At 51.8% G+C, this 19,283-nt stretch carries 17 protein-coding genes, 1 tRNA gene and 1 pseudogene; 12 read left to right on the top strand and 7 right to left on the bottom strand.

Going from position 1 to position 19,283, the window contains the following annotated elements; genetic code table 11:
* The 6 genes and pseudogenes from OGV38_RS09085 to sfmF form a co-directional block, all read left to right on the top strand.
* Positions 1-441, top strand: a pseudogene (locus tag OGV38_RS09085) (IS1-like element IS1B family transposase); the annotation flags it as partial.
* Positions 442-583: 142 nt separating this feature from the next.
* The gene (fimI, locus tag OGV38_RS09080; RefSeq protein ID WP_019076203.1) at positions 584-1,117 is read left to right on the top strand and encodes a type 1 fimbrial protein subunit FimI; all 534 of its coding nucleotides are present in this window, start codon (positions 584-586) and stop codon (positions 1,115-1,117) included.
* A gap of 41 nt (positions 1,118-1,158) precedes the next feature.
* The gene (gene fimC / locus OGV38_RS09075) at positions 1,159-1,851 is read left to right on the top strand and encodes a type 1 fimbria chaperone FimC (RefSeq protein ID WP_016152127.1); all 693 of its coding nucleotides are present in this window, start codon (positions 1,159-1,161) and stop codon (positions 1,849-1,851) included.
* 7 nt (positions 1,852-1,858) lie between these two features.
* Complete coding sequence (locus OGV38_RS09070; RefSeq protein ID WP_019076204.1) at positions 1,859-4,480, top strand: fimbrial biogenesis usher protein; 2,622 nt, start codon at positions 1,859-1,861, stop codon at positions 4,478-4,480.
* Between the two features lie 4 nt (positions 4,481-4,484).
* Positions 4,485-5,492 (top strand): type 1 fimbria D-mannose specific adhesin FimH, encoded by a 1,008-nt coding sequence (fimH, locus tag OGV38_RS09065; protein WP_502874069.1) that lies wholly within the window; start codon positions 4,485-4,487, stop codon positions 5,490-5,492.
* Entirely contained in the window at positions 5,485-6,021 is a 537-nt protein-coding gene (sfmF, locus tag OGV38_RS09060; RefSeq protein ID WP_019076205.1) for a fimbria assembly protein, read from the top strand. Before fimH ends, sfmF begins: the two co-directional genes overlap by 8 nt.
* Positions 6,022-6,070: 49 nt before the next feature.
* Here sfmF and fimZ read toward each other — a convergent pair whose 3' ends face one another.
* The 3 genes from fimZ to fimW all read right to left on the bottom strand — a co-directional run bounded on the left by fimZ (position 6,071) and on the right by fimW (position 8,992).
* Positions 6,071-6,703, bottom strand: a complete 633-nt coding sequence (fimZ, locus tag OGV38_RS09055; RefSeq protein WP_286473206.1) for a fimbria biosynthesis transcriptional regulator FimZ — start codon at positions 6,701-6,703, stop codon at positions 6,071-6,073.
* 587 nt (positions 6,704-7,290) lie between these two features.
* Positions 7,291-8,013: a fimbria biosynthesis regulator FimY gene (fimY, locus tag OGV38_RS09050; RefSeq protein ID WP_019076206.1), complete on the bottom strand. Its 723-nt coding sequence runs from the start codon at positions 8,011-8,013 to the stop codon at positions 7,291-7,293.
* Positions 8,014-8,398: 385 nt separating this feature from the next.
* Positions 8,399-8,992, bottom strand: coding sequence for a fimbria biosynthesis transcriptional regulator FimW (gene fimW / locus OGV38_RS09045; RefSeq protein WP_286473204.1), 594 nt, complete (start codon positions 8,990-8,992; stop codon positions 8,399-8,401).
* Positions 8,993-9,028: 36 nt separating this feature from the next.
* On the opposite strand from fimW, the gene OGV38_RS09040 reads away from it, so the two are divergent.
* Positions 9,029-9,208 carry a hypothetical protein gene (locus OGV38_RS09040; protein ID WP_016152134.1) on the top strand — a complete coding sequence of 60 codons (180 nt, stop codon included), beginning with the start codon at positions 9,029-9,031 and terminating at the stop codon, positions 9,206-9,208.
* A 39-nt stretch (positions 9,209-9,247) separates the two neighbouring features.
* Positions 9,248-9,324, top strand: a tRNA-Arg gene (locus OGV38_RS09035).
* Between the two features lie 8 nt (positions 9,325-9,332).
* Here OGV38_RS09035 and torS read toward each other — a convergent pair.
* A complete protein-coding gene (torS, locus tag OGV38_RS09030; RefSeq protein ID WP_286473203.1) occupies positions 9,333-12,119 on the bottom strand; it encodes a TMAO reductase system sensor histidine kinase/response regulator TorS in 2,787 nt (928 codons plus the stop codon).
* Between the two features lie 82 nt (positions 12,120-12,201).
* Here torS and torT point away from each other — a divergent pair, with 82 nt between their 5' ends.
* Positions 12,202-13,233 carry a TMAO reductase system periplasmic protein TorT gene (gene torT, locus OGV38_RS09025; RefSeq protein WP_047501845.1) on the top strand — a complete coding sequence of 344 codons (1,032 nt, stop codon included), beginning with the start codon at positions 12,202-12,204 and terminating at the stop codon, positions 13,231-13,233.
* Here the strand turns inward: torT and torR are convergent.
* Positions 13,206-13,898, bottom strand: a complete 693-nt coding sequence (gene torR, locus OGV38_RS09020; RefSeq protein ID WP_016152137.1) for a two-component system response regulator TorR — start codon at positions 13,896-13,898, stop codon at positions 13,206-13,208. The genes torT and torR overlap by 28 nt on opposite strands.
* Positions 13,899-14,029: 131 nt before the next feature.
* Here torR and torC point away from each other — a divergent pair, with 131 nt between their 5' ends.
* The 3 genes from torC to torD are packed head-to-tail and all read left to right on the top strand — an operon-like array spanning position 14,030 to position 18,349.
* Entirely contained in the window at positions 14,030-15,208 is a 1,179-nt protein-coding gene (torC, locus tag OGV38_RS09015) for a pentaheme c-type cytochrome TorC (protein ID WP_016152138.1), read from the top strand.
* Positions 15,198-17,738 carry a trimethylamine-N-oxide reductase TorA gene (torA, locus tag OGV38_RS09010; protein ID WP_247799063.1) on the top strand — a complete coding sequence of 847 codons (2,541 nt, stop codon included), beginning with the start codon at positions 15,198-15,200 and terminating at the stop codon, positions 17,736-17,738. Before torC ends, torA begins: the two co-directional genes overlap by 11 nt.
* On the top strand, positions 17,735-18,349 hold the full coding sequence (gene torD, locus OGV38_RS09005; RefSeq protein ID WP_016152140.1) for a molecular chaperone TorD: 615 nt from the start codon (positions 17,735-17,737) through the stop codon (positions 18,347-18,349). The genes torA and torD overlap by 4 nt, the downstream gene beginning before the upstream one ends.
* A 240-nt stretch (positions 18,350-18,589) precedes the next feature.
* On the opposite strand, the gene uspF is transcribed toward torD, so the two are convergent.
* Positions 18,590-19,018, bottom strand: a complete 429-nt coding sequence (gene uspF, locus OGV38_RS09000) for a universal stress protein UspF (RefSeq protein WP_003021923.1) — start codon at positions 19,016-19,018, stop codon at positions 18,590-18,592.
* Positions 19,019-19,219: 201 nt separating this feature from the next.
* Positions 19,220-19,283 (bottom strand): IS1 family transposase (locus OGV38_RS08995; RefSeq protein WP_071603212.1); only part of this gene is annotated, 64 nt, incomplete at its 5' end.

The following is a 19,283-nucleotide window of genomic DNA, read 5'->3' as shown; positions in this document are numbered from 1 at the left end:
CTCAGGCCGCAGTCGGTAACCTCGCGCATACAGCCGGGCAGTGACGTCATCGTCTGCGCGGAAATGGACGAACAGTGGGGATACGTCGGGGCTAAATCGCGCCAGCGCTGGCTGTTTTACGCGTATGACAGGCTCCGGAAGACGGTTGTTGCGCACGTATTCGGTGAACGCACTATGGCGACGCTGGGGCGTCTTATGAGCCTGCTGTCACCCTTTGACGTGGTGATATGGATGACGGATGGCTGGCCGCTGTATGAATCCCGCCTGAAGGGAAAGCTGCACGTAATCAGCAAGCGATATACGCAGCGAATTGAGCGGCATAACCTGAATCTGAGGCAGCACCTGGCACGGCTGGGACGGAAGTCGCTGTCGTTCTCAAAATCGGTGGAGCTGCATGACAAAGTCATCGGGCATTATCTGAACATAAAACACTATCAATAAGTTGGAGTCATTACCCGCCGGGTCAGGCAAATGCCGACGCGACATTCATCATGAAGTACGAATAAGCCGTTTTGATTTGCGCAAGGATGACGTTCGCCTCAATGGATGAGGCAATATCCGGGGATGATGAAGGATGCGGCAGATGATAGGGAAAGGCGTGGCGCTGGCGGGAATGCTGTGCGTAATGCCTGTGCTTTCACATACGGTAATACTGGAAAGTGGCCGCGTCCACTTACGGGGGCAGCTCGTCAACGGCGCCTGTACGGTCGCCACTGACAGTCAGGATATGCGGGTGCAAATGGGGCAGTATCGCACCAATGCTTTCTCTGGGACGGGAAGCTTCGCCTCTACCAGCGTACCGTTTTCACTGCGCTTAACGTCGTGCAGCTCCGATGTTTATGACCATGTTGGGATTGCGTTTGCGGGCGTGACGCCAGCGGAAGATCCGCAGGTTTTTCTTGCCAGCGGCGATGCGTCTGCGGCTTCGGGGATTGGCCTGGCGTTATTTGACGAGCGCCAACGGCAAATTATACCGAATGCCCTGCCGCTTCATTATGTGCCGATTATAACGCAAGAGATGACGTTTCATTTCACTGCCCGCTATCGGGCTGTCTCGGAAAATATAACGCCGGGAACGCTTCGCTCAGACGTGTGGTTTACGTTGGTTTATCCCTGATTTATTTCCCAACGATAATCGCATCAAAGGTATTTTTAGCTATGTTTAATTATCTAAAATCAGGTTTTATCCTTTTACTGGCCTTATTTTCTGCTGCCAGTGTTCAGGCTGCCGGAGGCATTGCATTAGGCGCCACTCGCGTTATTTATCCGGCCGATGCCAAACAAACGTCCCTGTCTATTAGCAATAGCGATACCAAAGAACGTTACCTGGTAAATTCATGGATTGAGAATAGCGCAGGCGCTAAAGAAAAATCGTTTGTGGTTACGCCTCCGCTGTTTGTTAGTGAACCCAAAAGCGAAAACACGCTGCGTATCATCTATGCCGGTGAACCGCTGCCCAAAGACCGTGAGTCGCTGTTCTGGATGAACGTCAAAGCCATTCCGTCAGTCAATAAAAACAGCCTTGAGGGCAAAAACGTTCTGCAACTGGCGATTCTGTCACGCATCAAACTTTTCGTTCGTCCGAATAATCTGCCGCAAATCCCGGAAGATGCACCAGGAATGCTGACCTTTTCCCGCTCCGGCAACCACCTGAAGATCAACAATCCGTCAGCGTATTACGTCACGTTGGTCAATCTCAATGTGGGGAAAACGAAGGTCGATAACGTGATGGTTGCGCCGAAAAGCGATGCGCAGGTCCTGCTACCCACGGGCGTTCAGGGCAACGTCACGTTCCAGACGGTCAATGATTATGGCGCTGTGACCCCGGCTAAAACGGTTAGTGTGCGTTGAGATAACGATGAATAAGACAACGTATTTTCCTGGCCTGTTACCGGGGGTTACGCCACCGCTGGCGGGGGTGGCGTTGTCCACGCTGGCGGCGCTCTTTCCCTCTCTAAGCTATGGGGAAAGCTATTTTAATCCGGCCTTTTTATCTGCGGATACGGCAACCGTGGCGGATTTATCACGTTTTGAAAAAGGCAATCACCAGCCTGAAGGCGTTTATCGCGTGGATATCTGGCGCAACGATGAGTTTGTTGCCACTCAGGATATTCGTTTTACTACCAGTGCGGCAAAAGCCGGGGAGAAGTCCGGTGGGTTGATGCCGTGCTTTGGACTCGACTGGGTGAAGCGCCTTGGCGTCAATATCGCCGCGTTTCCGGCACTCAGTAAGGATCCGAACGATACCTGTATCAATCTACCTGAGGCGATTCCTGGCAGCGAGATTGCGTTTGATTTTTCTACCCTGCGCTTAAACGTCAGCCTGCCACAGGCGTCAATGTTAAACAGCGCGCGCGGCTATATTCCACCGGAAGAGTGGGATGAAGGGATCCCGGCCGCGCTGGTTAACTACAGCTTTACCGGCAGCCGTGGCAGTGATACTGACAGCTATTTCCTCAGTATGCTCAGTGGTCTGAACTATGGCCCCTGGCGGCTGAGAAACAACGGTGCGTGGAGCTACTCCAAGGGCGACGGATACCACTCACAAAGCTGGAAAAACATCGGTACATGGCTTCAGCGCGCAATTGTCCCGCTGAAGGGCGAACTGGTGATGGGCGACAGCAACACTGGCAACGACGTTTTTGACAGCGTCGGGTTTCGCGGTGCGCGGCTCTATTCCTCAGACAGTATGTATCCCGACAGCTTACAGGGCTACGCGCCTACCGTTCGCGGCATTGCGCGTACCGCAGCGAAACTGACCATTCGTCAGAATGGCTATGTGATTTATCAAAGCTATGTTTCACCCGGCGCTTTCTCGATAACCGATCTCAACCCAACGTCATCCAGCGGTGATCTTGAGGTCACGGTGGATGAGAAGGACGGCAGCCAGCAACGCTATACGGTGCCGTACTCCACCGTTCCCTTATTACAGCGAGAAGGGCGTTTCAAATATGACGTTGTCGCCGGGGATTTTCGCAGCGGCAATAGCCAGCAATCTTCACCGTTCTTTTTCCAGGGAACATTAATTGCCGGGTTACCAGAGGGCTATACCGCATACGGTGGTACGCAGTTGGCCTCACGTTACACCGCGGTGGTTTTAGGCACCGGTCGAAACCTGGGGGACTGGGGGGCGGTTTCTGTCGATCTCACCCATGCGCGCAGCCAACTGGCGGATGACAGTACGCACCAGGGGCAGTCTTTGCGTTTCTTGTATGCGAAATCGCTGAACAATTTTGGCACTAACTTCCAGTTGTTGGGGTATCGCTACTCAACGCGTGGCTTCTATACCCTCGACGATGTGGCGTATCGCAGTATGGAAGGCTATGAGTACGAATACGACAGTGAGGGCAATCGCCACGACGTGCCCAATGTGACGAGTTACCACAACCTGAGCTACAGCAAAAAGGGCCGTTTCCAGATCAACATTTCGCAGAATCTGGGGGATTACGGATCGCTGTATATCTCGGGTAGTCAGCAGACGTACTGGAATACTTCAGACACCAATACCTGGTATCAACTGGGCTATGCCAGCGGCTGGCAGGGGATTAGCTATTCACTCTCCTGGTCGTGGAATGAATCGGTTGGCATCTCCGACACCGATCGTATTCTGGCGTTCAATATGTCAGTACCGTTCAGCCTGCTGAGCGGACGGCGTTACTCGCGTGATAACGCCCTCGATCGCACCTACGCCACCTTTAATGCCAACCGTAATAGCAACGGACAGAACAGCTGGCAGAGCGGGATCGGCGGTACGTTGCTGGATGGGCGCAACCTGAGCTACAGCGTGAATCAGGGGCACAGCAGCACCAATGGCTATAGCGGAAATGCCAGCGCCAACTGGCAGGCGGCCTACGGTACGCTGGGCGTGGGTTACAACTACGACCGTGACCAGCATGACTACAACTGGCAGCTCTCCGGCGGCGTAGTGGGGCATGCGGACGGCATTACGCTCAGTCAGCCTCTGGGCGATACCAACGTGCTGATTAAAGCGCCGGGCGCGCAGGGTGTACGGATAGAGAACCAGACCGGCGTTCAAACCGACTGGCGCGGATACGCGGTGATGCCATATGCCACCGTCTATCGTTATAACCGCGTCGCGTTAGACACCAATTCCATGAACAACAATACCGATGTGGAGAATAACGTCAGTAGCGTAGTGCCAACGCAAGGGGCGCTGGTGCGGGCGGCGTTTGATACACGAATCGGTGTGCGGGCGCTGATTACCGCCAAACATGCCGGTAAACCAGTGCCGTTTGGCTCCGTCGTGCGTGAAAACACCAGCGGCGTGACCAGCATGGTGGGTGAAGACGGGCAAATCTACCTGAGCGGCTTGCCGCTAAAAGGCGAGTTGTTGATCCAATGGGGGGAAGGCGCAAACGCGCGCTGCGTGGCGCGCTATGCCTTGCCAGAGGATAGCCTGAAACAAGCGGTAACGCTCACGAACGTGACGTGCGAATCTCCGTCAGCACGACAGGAATAATACGATGAAACGACAAACGGGTTTGTTACTGGGAAGCGCTTTACTGCTGATGGCCCATTCGTCCTGGGCGACGGTCTGCCAAAACTCGAATGGCACGCCAACGGATGTTTTTTACGATCTGTCGAATGTCTTCAACAGTAGTAACAACCAGCCGGGACAGGTGGTGACGTTACCGGAAAAATCTGGCTGGGTTGGCGTGAATGCCACCTGTCCGGCCGGGACAACGGTAAATTACACCTATCGAAGCTATGTCACTGAACTTCCGGTTCAAAGTACCGAAGGCGGCTTCCAGTATCTGAAGCTCAATGACTACCTGCTGGGGGCCATGAGCATAACCGATAGCTATGCCGGGTTATTTTATCCCCCGCGTAATTACATTCGCATGGGGACTCACCCTAACGTATCTAAGCAGCAGCCTTTTGGCGTGATGGATTCAAAGCTGGTGTTTAAGCTCAAAGTGATCCGCCCGTTTATTAACATGGTGCCGATTCCGCGGCAGACGATGTTCAGCGTCTATGTCACGACCAGTACCGGAGATGCGCTAAGCGTGCCGGTTTATACCATCAGCTACAGCGGCAAGGTGGAGGTTCCACAAAACTGCGAAGTAAACGCCGGGCAGATTGTTGAGTTTGATTTTGGTGATATTGGCGCATCGCTGTTTAGCAAGGCAGGAGCGGGAAACCGGCCAGAAGGCATCAATCCGCAGACCAAAACGGTAGCGATAAAATGCACCAACGTCGCTGCACAGGCCTACTTAACCATGCGTGTAGAGGCCGAGAAAGCCACCGGGCAAATGATGGTATCTGACAATCCCGATTTAGGTTTTATTGTCGCCGACAGCAGCGGTAAACCGCTGACGCCCAATAATCTGTCCAGCACTATCCCGTTTCAACTGGATGATAACGCCGCGGCGAGCGTGGGTATTCGAACATGGCCGGTTAGCGTGACGGGCAATAAACCTACCGAAGGACCTTTTACAGCCCGTGGCTATCTGCGAGTGGATTATGACTAACAAGCAAACGCCAGCCGCAGGGAAACGCCTGGCAATGGTGTGCCTGCTGACATTCAGCTCGTTGTGCCATGCCGCTTCGTCGCTGGGGGAAATCAATATTGAACTGCGCGGAAACGTGGTGGACTTTACCTGCGCGGTAATTGCCAGCGACAGCAATAAGTCCGTGGAGCTAGGCACCTGGCCGACCAAGCAGCTTCAGAACAGCGGAGATACTACTCAACCGGTCGCGTTTACGCTGAAGCTAGAAGGCTGCCCGCCGGGTTCCGCTTCGATAACGTTTTCCGGAACTCCGGCCCCGGGCACGACGTTGCTGGCGCTTGATGACGCGGTGATGGCGCAAAAGGTGGCGATCGAACTGCACGACAGCGACCGTACGCGATTGCCGCTCGAGCAGGCCAGTCAGACGGTGGGGATTGATGAGAACGGCAATGCCACGCTGACCTTTTTCGCAAACTATATCGCGTTAGCTGCTGGGGTTCAGCCTGGCATTGCCAGGGCTGATGCCACGTTCATGATTAACTATAACTAATCAATGCGCTAACAAAACACTCCCGAACGAAATCTCGCCGGGAGTGTTATTACATTAATTCATGCATTTTTGCGTAATCGATCAGCTCAACGATGGTGTGCAACCTGAGCTTGGAGTAGATATTAGCCTTGTGAGCGCTAATCGTTTTATTGCTGAGTAACAACTGTTCAGCAATTTCCTTATTGGATAGCCCGTTTGCCAGATAACGCAAAACGGTAACTTCACGGTTAGAGAGCGGCATGTCATGTAAGACGCCTTTTTGTGAATTTATATTGTTAATGAAATTAAGGGTATCCGAAGGAAAAAAGGAATATCCCGATAAAATCATTTTTACCGCATTGTAGATATCATTGAGATCCTTTCGTTTACTGACAAACCCATTTGCACCGGCCCGGATAGCATGCCCGGCATAAAACGACTCGGATTTTGAGGACAGAAACAGTACCCGAGTTTTCTCCTGCAATGACTTTATTCTTTTGAGTAATGTAAACCCATCAGAACCAGGCAGTTCAATATCCAGGATGACAAGATCGACAGGGTACGTGCGCAGGTGTTCTATTGCCGTACGGCTGTCATCGGTTTTCAACACTACCTGAATATTACTGTTTTTCTCGAGTAGTACTTCTATCGACATTCTGACAATAGGGTGTTCGTCCATAATGATAACGGATGCTGGTTTCATTGTTGTATGCCTCAAACTGTTTGCGTATCTTGCGAATTTGATAAAACATCAGGCGTTATAATATTGTCAAATAGCCAAGAATTGTTCTGAGGGAGAGCCGAATAAATATTATTTCATCCTTGTTTATTCGGTTGTTCTTCTGCAGAACAATGAATTTGTGGAAAATCCATTTCACACCGGGAAAACTAACAATTAATCAGGAAACTGTGGGGATTATACCTGCTCTGCTCATTCGGAAAAGACTTACAACATCCTGGTTGTTAATGTCAGTTAGGATATTCTGAAAGATCCAGATGTGTTAATGACTATTGGTATTATTTATCTGCGGTTCGAATTATGGCAGATTGAAAATTTTTTTTAAACAGTAAAAACGACACAATAAACCAATTGTTTAGGTTTTATTAAGGCTGCAATAGGACTATTTTTTATTGAAATGCACAGGATCAGTAAGGTTAAGTGTGAGTGTGCCTCCAGGCATAATACCAGGAATAGTTGTAAATATTAAATATTTGTAAAAATTAGATCTTTTTTCTTATTCAAGAATAAGTAATTTCCTAAAAAATCTTATAGCACAATGAGTTATGGTGTTAAATTAAATGGGGAGAGGTAACGTTGAGGCGGTGTATCAGATGCAAAAAACGCTGCCTGCTGGGTAATCCAAGGCGCGTAATCAACTGGTTCAGGCGATAGATGATGCGGTGGTAGGGTTGTGCCTGTAACAATGCAATCTTTTTTAAGGAGTTACCCTGTAATAGTAAGGTAATCAGCTCCCAGTCGAGCTGATTTATACGCCTGGAATGAATATAGTTAAGAGCCGGAGATAATAAGGCATGGCGCATCTCGGGGAGGCGCAAATTGCGTGGCAAGATATAAAATGGACCGGACAGTGAAATAAATGTAGTGAGGTCTTCATCGCGACTGGAAAGCATTATGAAGATTTGGATGTCATTATGCTTCTTAATTAGCTGGCGCAGGCTTTCAAGTATATCAAAATAAGGTATTGTTAAGCTTTCAATGTCAATCACTAACTGGCTAATTACCGGCTCTTGCAGGCTGAGCAAAGTCGATTCAACGCTCTGGAAGATCGCCGTGCGAGTACCTGAGAATAAATGTCGACTCAGCGCATAGGCCAGATAGTAGTCTGTCGTAATTATCGCCTGAGATATAGTGCCGTCCGGTAAGGTGTATTCGAGTTTTTGCGCCAGATACTCGATCCGGTCAAATACCTGTGAGGTACAGTGGGGAAATTGCCAGCTACAGTTAGCGTTTCGTATACGGCGATAGCGGTCCCGGCGTTTTGCACTGTGCATCCTTTTCCATTCCATTTCTGTTGCGGCAGGTCTGGATAAATTGCTGACTACAGGCATCCCTAAACCAAACTTTTGTCAGCGTAAAGGTGAGTTGACTTGTGCCGTTGGGTTTCAGTGCTTCAACAATCATCAGACTGGCAATTGCGTACTCCATCAGAATAATCTGCCGGAAGTTTTCTGATGTCTTACTCAATGCCCAAAAGATCGTTTTATCCAGTTCAACCTCTCTCTGAGATTAGATAAAATATTACCGGGTGTGTCTTTCTGTTACCCCGGAAATAGTATGGCCGGATTGTTCTCGCAGCCTGAAGCCAGGTACAGTAGGAGCCGATGGTTAATCGATGATGAGATATTTCTCAATAAAAATTAGGCAGAGACACCCCGTCTAATTTTGCAGAAAGTTCAGATGTGCGCGGATGTATCTTAAGAATTGCTGATCGTTTTTCACATGCAGTTTTTTCATAATGCTGCGGCGGGTCGCTTTGGCCTGGATATCACTGACTGAGAGCAGATGAGCCGTTTCGGCTAACGTATACCTGCTGGCGAGAAACATTAAGAACTGGCGTTCTTCGATAGAAAAGTTGCGGGTGGTGCAGTAATGGCAGATAGTCGCGGGCACGCTAGTGCGCAGTGCGCGTTTTTGCAGGATGAGGACCAGTTTTTTGGTTATCTCGTCGACGTCATCTTCCCGATAAATCAGTGGCAACATGTACAGGCAGGGGCGGAACATCAGCTTATCTTTGTCGTTTTTGCTACAGATGGCCACCCGGTGTTGGCGCCTGGTATGGACAGGAACCATGTAACAATCGGCGCTGAGCCAATCTTCATCCAGTGAGATAAACGCGATTTCAGCGCGATCGATATCTTCGACAGGTAAAAAGCTAATCTCCTGATGCCACTGATTTGCCAGATGGGAGATGATGATTTTCAGTCCATGTTCGAAGTGACTGTTTTCTTCCTTGATGGCGATACTTAACATTAAAGAGTTCCTGACCACTGGAGAGGGGATAAAAGAATGTTAAGCAAAATCATAAATATTCTAAATACATGTATCCCTAAATCTGACGTTTTGCGGGCTGAGTTGTTACCAGGTGATTTCCTGGATACCTTTGAACGAGCAGAAAAAATCAACATTCGTACACTTCGCCAGCAACCGAAACAAAAGGCATTGACTCAGCAAGCGCTGACCGTATAATTCACGCGTTTCATCTGCATGAAGTAATCACTTCGCAATGCGCCCTTAGCTCAGTTGGATAGAGCAACGGCCTTCTAAGCCGTAGGTCGTAGGTTCGAATCCTACAGGGCGTACCATTTCAACGTCACTTCTGATGTTCAGCTTCTGCTAATCGCGACAAATTTTCTTTTGCCAACCACATTTCCACTTCTGTAAGACTTAGTTGTACTTCCTCTCTGAGTGAAAAATCAGCTAGCGGCTGCTGTTCAAGCGCTGCGCACATCCTGCTGGCAGAACGCATCCCCATGCTGGCGCAGCTGCTTTTTAGCTGATGTGCCAGACGTTTTATCTTCTCGTACTCATATGCTGCGCGCGCTGCGTCAATCTCATCTAATACAGGAAGGGTGTGTTGCTTAAAGAGCGCTAACCATTCGTGCACCTTTTGCCATCCCATTAGCTGGATATCCCCGGCTAATTGCTGGGTATCTAACCGTTGGTCGTCATTTTCTAATGCAACCGGGAGAGGGGCGTTACCGTGCAGATAATGGGTAATGAGCCGACTGAGTTCATCCTGGGGAACCGGTTTTTGAATAACGCCGAGAAACAGGGTGCTGGTTCTTTGGCTTAGCGTTTCGTCGATGACGTGTGCGCTAAAGCCTATTAGCTTTAACGTCGGAAACTCGCGGGTTAACTGTTGCGCCAGCGTGATGCCGTCGATATCCGGAAGATCAAAATCAACCAGCGCGGCATTATACTGGGCGTCTTGCTGCAGTATGGTGAGCGCCGCAGCCGCACTGTCGGCAGCGGTGACCTGGGCGCCATTGAGGGTGAGCATTTCTGTACTGATGCGCTGCGTGAGGGGGTTATCCTCGATTAGCAGTAAGCGTAAACCCTGTAACGATATGGCACGTGGAACGGATTTAGCTACCGGCATCGCGCCAGCCCGTAATGGCAGACGAAGACGAAAGCAGCTTCCGACTCCCGGCGTACTGGTGACGCTCAGTTCTCCCTGCATCGCCTGCGCAAGGCTGGCACTGATAGTGAGTCCAAGCCCGGTCCCCCCACGTTTACCGCTAACCTGAACAAACGGCTGAAAAATATCGCGCTGATGGACAGGGTCAATCCCGCATCCCGTGTCCTCGACCTCAATATACCAGTCCTGATCTTTACATCGGCTACGCAGGGTGATGTGTCCGCGATCGGTAAAGCGAAGCGCGTTGTTTAATAGGTTAGTTATGATTTGCCGAATGCGGCGCGGATCGCCGCGTAGGGAGTCGGGGACATCGTCGGCAAAATCCGTAACCAGCACGACCGGGCGACCCACAACGCGACCGTGCATGAGCTGAAGCGTACTTTCCAGCAAGGGTCTGGGCTCAAAAGGTTCATCGCCGATCGCCACATTTTTTCCGCCCGCTTCGATGGCGGAATAGTCCAGGATATTGTTGAGGATGGTCAGCAGAGACTCGCCAGAGTCGGTGATTGCGCGCAGATTCTCCTGATGCTGCGCCAGAGCGGGATTGTCTGAGAGCAACTGCGCAGTGCCGAGGATCCCATACAGCGGGGTGCGTATCTCATGGCTCATGGCGGCCAGAAACGCCGATTTTGCCTGGTTGGCTTTTTCGGCTTCTGCCCGCGCCTGCCGGTGTTCCGACACCATAGAACGCAGCTCGGCGGTGCGAGCTTTTACCTGAGCGGCCAGATGTTCGCGATGGCTATTAAGGGCGTGAACGCTAACGCGAAAGGCGTCCATTAACCGACCGATGGTATCCAGTTCGCGAACGCCCGCTGTTTCCGGAAATGGGGAGTCAATATCACCTTCAAGCAGACGCTGTAACGCCTGGGTTTGCTGCGCCAACGGGCGCGTGACCGAGCGGTAAACTACGCGCCAAAGAATGAGAATTAACAAGCACAATGACACCGCACCTAACAGCAGCAGCAGCGTTTGCCCGCGCTGGCTGGCCTGTTTGAGATGCGCCAGCCCGGTCTGATTGCGTTGGCCAATGATTTCTACCAACTGACTCACTTCGCTACTGAAACGGGTAAATTGCTCGATATTGTTCTGCGATAAGATCTGTAAGCGGGTGGTGATGTCATTATCCTGACGATACAGGGCCAGCAGATCGACATAACGGCTTATCGAATTTACAGCGCCGGCAACCTGGGTGCGTACCACCGGATCTGCAATGCGTATTTGTCGGCGGTGAAGCACTCTGACGGCGGCATTAAGCTGGGTTTCCAGCGCGGCAAGGTTATTCTGCGCCTGGTTATTCCCCAGATTCATCACCATTTGCTGCACGCGTAGCGCGCTCAGGCGCAGTTCATTCATCTGGTTATAATATTCCAGATCGATATCGATAAGCCTGTCGAGAGCGTGTTCTGCCGCCTGCCCCTGATGGCTCTCAATCAAATCATAAATGCTTGCCTGCGTAGCGCCCGCCGAGGTGGCGGCATTACTGGCCTGACCGCGCGCCATTTCGGCAACGTCGGCGGTAGCCTCAACAATATGTTGGCTGAGCTGTTGCTGCCGATCGCGCAGTTTCAGACGTTCGCCAACCAACTCCCCCTGATGGCTTAACGACTGGGCGATCTCTTTTTCCTGTTGTTCAATGGCCGACGTGTCAAAGCCCTGCTCGCGCAGGGTTTTCAGTAAAGCGGTAATTTTCAGGCTTTGGGCGGTTAACATACGCCCCTGAGCCAGCCACATATTTTCATTATCTGCGGTGGTCAGATTCTGCGCGGAAAACAGTTCCCAGGCGCTGGCTTCGCTGAGCTGGCGCGCCATGTCCATGGTCGGGATCAGCGCCTGGGTATTGGCCTGCTCAACCTGGCTGACAAAACGCAGGTTATACCAGCCTACCAGCGTACTAATGAGGGTCAGTGCCGCCATCAGCCCGAAGCCTATCCACAGTCGTTTGGTCAGAGATAAATTCACTGTCGGGTCGCCACAGATTAAAAAGGTTGAGTCCAAAAGAGGAAAGCAACTAGGATAAAGCCTTATCAATGTTGAGGCTATCATGCGCGTATTGGTTTTCCTGCTTATCACACTTTTTCCCGGCTTAGGTCACGCGACCGGGTCCGCACTGCTGCGTTGGCAGGATACCCAGCAGGCAGTGCCGGAACCGCTAACGGACGTTACTGCGAACAAAGTCTGGAAACTGTGTGCGCTGTATCCCAGCCTGAAGGATTCCTACTGGCTTTCCGTGAATTACGGCATGCTGGAGGCGGCGAAAAAATACGGCGTAAGCCTGAAGGTGCTCGAGGCGGGAGGGTATCGCCAGTTCGACACGCAAAAATCACAAATCGCTCAATGCCAGCAATGGGGCGCGGATGCCATTTTGTTGGGCAGCAGCACGACGACTTTTCCGGATTTGCAGGCACAGGTTGGCACGCTGCCGGTTATTGAGGTGGTGAATGCTATCCATGACGCAACGGTAAAAGCCCGGGTTGGGGTTCCGTGGTTCCAGATGGGTTATCAGCCAGGCCGCTATTTGGTTAAGTGGAGCGCGGGCAAACCGCTAAAGGTCTTATTATTGCCAGGACCTGATGACGCCGGGGGCAGTCGTGAGATGGTGGCCGGATTTCGTCAGGCGATTGCCGGCAGTCAGGTGCGCATCGTGGATGTGGCGTTGGGCGATAATGATATTGAAATACAGCGTAACCTGTTGCAGGAGATGCTTGAGCGTCACCCGGATGCCGACGTGGTGGCCGGTACAGCAATTGCTGCGGAAGCGGCAATGGGGGAGAAGCGCAATCAGGGCGCGCCGTTAACTGTCGTCTCTTTTTATCTGTCGCATCAGGTGTATCGCGGGCTTAAACGCGAAAGAATCATTATGGCTGCCAGCGATCAAATGGTCTGGCAAGGTGAACTGGCGATTCAGCAGGCTATCAGAGTATTACAAGGACAACCGGTGCCGGAAAATATCAGCCCACCGATCCTGGTGCTCACCCCGAAAAATGCCGACAGCCAGCATGTAAAGTGCTCGTTGTCACCCGGCGGATTCCGTCCTGTTTATCTGTATCAGTACACGTCGGCCGCTAAAAAATAGCCTTCCCCGTGCTGTGTCACCAGTAAATCAGCCCGCAGCTTGTGGCGTAAACGGCGGATCAGTACGTCCACGGTGCGTAAGTCCGGATTGTCTACCCGTCGTGCCGAAAGCATGCGCAGTAAACGTTCGCGACTGAGAATTTCCCCCGGATTGGTGACAAACGCGACCAGCATTTCATACTCGGCGCGGGTGAGTTTGATTGCCTCGTCGCCCAGTTCCAGAGTATGACGGGAGACGTTCAAACAATACCCGGCAAACTGATAGCAGTTGTCTTTGGCCTCCGGTCGCGCCTCGCGGGCAAGGTCGATACGCCAGAGTAAATTTTTCACTCTCACCACCAGTTCACGTAGCTCCAGCGGCTTGGTGACATAATCATCAGCCCCCATTTCCAGGCCAACGATACGGTCAATTTGGTCACTACGACCCGTTACCAGGATGATCCCCACCGTTGAGCGTTCACGCAGGGCGCGGGTCAGCATTAAGCCATTTTCATCCGGGAGATTGATATCTAACAGAATAAGATCGACAGAGTGTTGTGACATGATTTCACGCAGGCCGGCTCCGCTGGCTGTGACCGAGACGTGATAACCTTCCTGTTCAAAATAAGCCTGTAATCGTGCCTGGGTAACGGGTTCATCCTCAACAATGACAATGTGATGCGACATCCTGGTTGTTGTCTCTTTCTGTTCATATCTGTTCACATTGTGCCGTAAGCCATTCATCCTGACCAGTGTTGCCGTTCACATTTGCGAAATAAGATCCTCTGTAACTAAACCATATATTTACAGGGGCTATTATGCGGAAACTATGGAGGGCGCTGCTCAGACCGAGCGCACGTTGGTCAGTGTTGGCGCTGGTCGTCATCGGGATGGTGGTCGGTATCGCGCTGATCGTCTTACCGCACGTTGGCATTAAATTAACCAGTTCAACCGAATTTTGCGTGAGCTGCCACAGCATGCAGCCGGTTTATGAAGAATATAAACAGTCTGCGCATTTTCAGAATGCCTCCGGGGTGCGCGCAGAGTGTCATGATTGCCACATTCCATCCGATATCCCTGGCATGGTGAAACGTAAGCTGGAGGCCAGCAACGATATTTACCAGACCTTTGTTGCCCACTCTATTGATACTCCTGAGAAATTCGAAGCCAAACGTGCCGAGCTGGCGGAGCGCGAATGGGCGCGAATGAAGGAGAATAACTCCGCGACCTGTCGTTCCTGTCATAACTATGATGCGATGGATCACGCGAAACAGCACCCTGAAGCTGCGCGTCAGATGAAGATTGCGGCCAAGGACAATCAATCCTGTATTGACTGCCATAAAGGTATTGCGCATCAGCTTCCCGATATGAGCAGCGGTTTCCGCAAGCAGTTTGACCAGTTACGCGCCAACGCAAACGACGATGGCGATACGCTCTATTCCCTGGACATCAAACCTATTTATGCCGCCAAAGGGGATAAAGAACCTGCGGGCTCACTGCTGCCTGCTTCTGAAGTAAAAGTGTTAAAGCGCGACGGCGACTGGCTGCAAATTGAAATTGTGGGCTGGACCGAGAGTAACGGGCGTCAGCGCGTGCTGGCGCAATTGCCAGGTAAACGCATTTTTGTGGCCTCCATTCGTGGCGACATTCAGCAGCACGTGAAAACCCTGGAGCAAACGACCGTCGCGGAAACGAATACGCAGTGGAGCAAGCTGCAGGCCACCGCCTGGATGCAGAAGGGCGATATGGTTAACGACATTAAGCCAATCTGGGCTTATGCCGACTCGCTCTATAACGGAACCTGTAACCAGTGCCACGGCGCACCTGAGAAAGAACACTTTGACGCCAACGGCTGGATTGGCACGTTGAACGGCATGATTGGATTTACCAGTCTGGATAAACGTGAAGAACGTACCTTACTGAAATATCTGCAGATGAATGCCTCTGACACCACGGACAAGCCGCATGGCGATAAGGGAGAAAGCAATGAAAAATAACGATCTCTTTCAGGCATCTCGCCGTCGTTTTCTACTGCAGTTGGGCGGCTTGACCGTCGCCGGTATGTTAGGACCTTCGCTGCTCACACCGCGCAGCGCCAACGCCGCAGAGGTGCAGGGAACTGGCGTCAAAGAGGGGATCCTGACCGGATCTCACTGGGGGGCAATCCGCGCCACCGTGGTTGATGGGCGTTTTATTGAAGCCAAACCGTTTGAGCGTGATAAGTACCCGTCAAAAATGATCGCCGGACTGCCGGATCACGTGCATGGCGGGGCGCGTATTCGCTATCCAATGGTCCGTGTCGACTGGTTGCGTAAACGCCATCAGAGCGATACCACGCAGCGTGGAGATAACCGCTTTGTGCGCGTTTCGTGGGATGAAGCGCTGGACTTCTTCTATCAGGAGCTGGAGCGAATTCAGAAGACCTATGGCCCGAGCGCGCTGCTGACGGCCAGCGGTTGGCAATCAACCGGCATGTTCCATAACGCCTCGGGGATGCTGGCGCGCGCCATTGCGCTGCACGGCAACAGCGTAAGTACCGGGGGCGACTATTCCACTGGTGCAGCCCAGGTGATTCTGCCGCGCGTGGTCGGGTCAATGGAGGTATATGAACAGCAGACCTCCTGGCCGCTGGTGCTGAAAAACAGCAAAACGATTGTGCTGTGGGGTTCCGACCTGATTAAAAACCAGCAGGCGAACTGGTGGTGCCCGGATCATGATGTTTATGAATACTACGAACAACTGAAAGAAAAAGTGGCGCGCGGCGAGATCTCGGTTATCAGTGTTGATCCGGTCATCACCTCGACGCACGACTACCTGGGCCGCGACAAGGTTAAACACGTCGCCGTGAATCCGCAGGCCGATGTGCCGCTACAGCTGGCGCTGGCGCACACGCTTTATACCGAGAAGCTCTACGATAAGCATTTTCTCGATAACTACTGCGTAGGGTTTGAGCAGTTTCTGCCTTATCTGCTGGGGGAAAGTGACGGACAGCCTAAAGATGCCCAGTGGGCGGAAAAAATATGCGGGATTGATGCCGATACGATTCGTGAACTGGCGCGGCAAATGGCGGGCGGAAGAACGCAGATTATTGCCGGCTGGTGCGTCCAGCGTATGCAGCACGGGGAACAGTGGGCGTGGATGATCGTGGTGCTGGCCTCAATGCTTGGACAAATCGGCTTACCCGGCGGTGGCTTCGGCTTTGGCTGGCACTACAACGGCGCGGGCACGCCAAGCCGCAAAGGGATTATCCTGAGCGGTTTTTCTGGCTCCACCACCGTACCTCCTGTGCATGACAGCACTGATTATAAGGGGTACAGCAGCACCATCCCGATCGCGCGTTTTATCGATGCGATTCTTGAGCCGGGTAAACAAATTAACTGGAACGGCAAAACCGTTAAGTTGCCGCCGTTGAAGATGTGCGTTTTTGCCGGGACCAACCCTTTCCATCGTCACCAGCAGATCAATCGTATTATTGAGGGCTGGCGTAAGCTGGAAACCGTTATCGCCATCGATAATCAGTGGACCTCGACCTGTCGATTCGCTGACATCGTATTGCCCGCGACGACCCAGTTTGAGCGTAACGATCTTGACCAGTATGGCAACCACTCCAACCGCGGCATTATCGCCATGAAACAGTTGGTGCAGCCGCAATTTGAAGCACGTAATGATTTCGATATTTTCCGCGATCTCTGCCGCCGCTTTAATCGTGAAGAAGCCTTTACCGAAGGGTTGGATGAGATGGGGTGGCTGAAACGGATCTGGCAGGAAGGAAGCCAGCAGGGGAAAGGGCGCGGCGTTCATCTCCCCGCTTTTGACGTTTTCTGGAATCAGCAAGAGTACGTTGAGTTCGAACATCCGCAGATGTTTGTACGTCATCAGGCATTCCGCGAAGACCCCGATCTTGAGCCGCTGGGCACGCCGAGCGGATTGATCGAAATTTTCTCGAAAACCATTGCCGGTATGCAGTATGACGACTGCCAGGGGCATCCGATGTGGTTTGAGAAAATCGAACGCTCACATGGTGGACCCGGGTCGCAGCGTTGGCCACTGCATCTGCAATCTGTTCACCCTGATTTCCGTCTGCACTCGCAGCTTTGTGAATCTGAAGCGCTGCGTAAGCATTATGCGGTAAGTGGTAAAGAGCCGGTGTTTATCAACCCGCAGGATGCCAGCGTCAGGGGGATTCGCAACGGTGATATTGTCCGTGTGTTTAACGCACGTGGACAAGTACTGGCCGGGGCGGTTGTCTCCGATCTCTACTCGCCAGGCGTGGTGCGTATTCATGAAGGTGCCTGGTACGACCCTGATAACGGCGGAGAAACTGGGGCGCTGTGTAAATACGGCAATCCAAACGTATTAACAATCGATATCGGCACGTCTCAACTGGCGCAGGCGACCAGCGCTCATACCACGCTGGTGGAAATTGAGAAATATACCGGCAAGGTGGATAACGTGACGGCGTTTAGCGGCCCGATAAAAATGGTGGCGCAGTGCGAATATGTTCCGGCGGAGAAGGTATCGTCATGATAAAACACTCTTCCCTTACAACAGAACAGATGGCCTGCGTTTACGCCTGGCTGGCGCAGTTGTTTTCCCGGGAACGGGACGATGACAGCCTGGCACTTTTGCAGTCCAGCGAAATGGCTGAGTGGTTCGCGGTGCTAAAAGGTGAACCGTCGCTTGAAGCGGAAGTCCTTCAGCTGGAGGAGAAAATTGCTGCGCTTCAGGTGCGTGAGGACGCAACCCTCGAACTGGCGGCTGATTTTTGTAGCCTGTTTCTGATGTCGGAAAAACACGCGGCGTTACCCTATGCGTCGGCCCATCTTGAAGGAGGGCCGAATTACGGGGTCATTAAACGATTGTTAGCCGATGCTGGCATGCAGGTAAGCGAAACGTTTAGCGAGTCAGCCGATCATCTGGCAATTTTTATCGAACTGCTGAGTCATCTGCATTTTTCTCTGGGAGAGTCCGGGCTTAGCCGCCAGCGTATTGATGCGCTGCGCAGAGAAACGCTGGCGGGGCTGTTACGCTGGTTACCGGAATTCACCGCCAAATGCCGCCGCTATGATGACTTTGGTTTCTATGGCGCGCTGAGTCAGCTGTTGCTGGCACTGGTCAGGCTGGATATTCAGAACTGAGTGATGGCCTAAGCCACAGAACAACGGGAATGCATTCGCTCTAATGCTTGTCATTTTAACGAAAATGAATGGCCGTAATGAGTAACTGAGAGTGGGACATCCGGAGGCAATGAATCTGTTGCCTCCGGTATATTGCTACATTTACCGCTGAGGTGAACGGAACCCTGAGCAAGAATCACATGTTCTCAAGAATGCTTAACCTATAAACGTTAGTGCAAATTCGCCCCAATTTTGACCCTATCACCGCACAACCAGCACGGGACATTTTGCATGGCGTACTACGGCAGCCGCCGTTGAACCCAGCAGATAAGTGCTAAAACCAGGCTTATGTGAGGCAATGACGATAAGCTCAGCGTCAACCGCTTCCGCCAGTTTGAGGATCTGATCCTTCGGCGGGCCGTAAACGACGTGAGTCTGACTCCTGCCTGCAGGAATATTGAACTGCTTAATAATCTCTTCGAGTTTTTCGCTGGCCTTGGCCTGCAGACCGCTTCTGTCCGGGAATTCTGTTGAGTAAGCTAGCCCCAGCGAGGCATAGAACGGAACGGTAGGAATAACGGCTAAAAAGTGGACCTTAGCGGTTTTGGCATGCGCCTGGACCTGTGGAACAACATGGCGGGTTAAATCGGTTTCAGAGATATCAATGGGCACCAGAATTGAGCGATACATATTCACTACCTCCTGTTTGTTTACCTCTACCCAGAGTGTAGCGAAAATCGAATCTGTATAATAAGTGACCAGATCAAGGTTGCATGCATAAATGCGCGTCAATGATAGGTGTGTGTCACAAGTCTTGTCGTGAATGTATATCTGAGCACAACCACAAGAGGGGTATCTTCATTAATACGTGTTATCGGTAATGACTCCAACTTACTGATAGTGTTTTATGTTCAGATAATGCCCGATGACCTTGTCATGCAGCTCCACCGATTTT

Source organism: Citrobacter sp. Cb080 (genome assembly GCF_030334745.1).
Lineage (GTDB): Bacteria > Pseudomonadota > Gammaproteobacteria > Enterobacterales > Enterobacteriaceae > Citrobacter > Citrobacter braakii.
The sequence above is the reverse complement of the archived record's forward strand: the minus strand, read 5'-3'. Positions and strand labels throughout refer to the sequence as shown.

Coding starts and splice junctions, on each gene's coding strand:
- fimZ (WP_286473206.1), bottom strand. CDS start 6,703: ATGAAACCAGCATCCGTTATCATTATGGACGAACACCCTATTGTCAGA.
- fimH (WP_502874069.1), top strand. CDS start 4,485: ATGAAACGACAAACGGGTTTGTTACTGGGAAGCGCTTTACTGCTGATG.
- uspF (WP_003021923.1), bottom strand. CDS start 19,018: ATGTATCGCTCAATTCTGGTGCCCATTGATATCTCTGAAACCGATTTA.
- fimC (WP_016152127.1), top strand. CDS start 1,159: ATGTTTAATTATCTAAAATCAGGTTTTATCCTTTTACTGGCCTTATTT.
- sfmF (WP_019076205.1), top strand. CDS start 5,485: ATGACTAACAAGCAAACGCCAGCCGCAGGGAAACGCCTGGCAATGGTG.
- torD (WP_016152140.1), top strand. CDS start 17,735: ATGATAAAACACTCTTCCCTTACAACAGAACAGATGGCCTGCGTTTAC.
- OGV38_RS09070 (WP_019076204.1), top strand. CDS start 1,859: ATGAATAAGACAACGTATTTTCCTGGCCTGTTACCGGGGGTTACGCCA.
- fimY (WP_019076206.1), bottom strand. CDS start 8,013: ATGCACAGTGCAAAACGCCGGGACCGCTATCGCCGTATACGAAACGCT.
- torR (WP_016152137.1), bottom strand. CDS start 13,898: ATGTCGCATCACATTGTCATTGTTGAGGATGAACCCGTTACCCAGGCA.
- torC (WP_016152138.1), top strand. CDS start 14,030: ATGCGGAAACTATGGAGGGCGCTGCTCAGACCGAGCGCACGTTGGTCA.
- torA (WP_247799063.1), top strand. CDS start 15,198: ATGAAAAATAACGATCTCTTTCAGGCATCTCGCCGTCGTTTTCTACTG.
- fimW (WP_286473204.1), bottom strand. CDS start 8,992: ATGTTAAGTATCGCCATCAAGGAAGAAAACAGTCACTTCGAACATGGA.
- fimI (WP_019076203.1), top strand. CDS start 584: ATGATAGGGAAAGGCGTGGCGCTGGCGGGAATGCTGTGCGTAATGCCT.
- torT (WP_047501845.1), top strand. CDS start 12,202: ATGCGCGTATTGGTTTTCCTGCTTATCACACTTTTTCCCGGCTTAGGT.
- OGV38_RS09040 (WP_016152134.1), top strand. CDS start 9,029: ATGTTAAGCAAAATCATAAATATTCTAAATACATGTATCCCTAAATCT.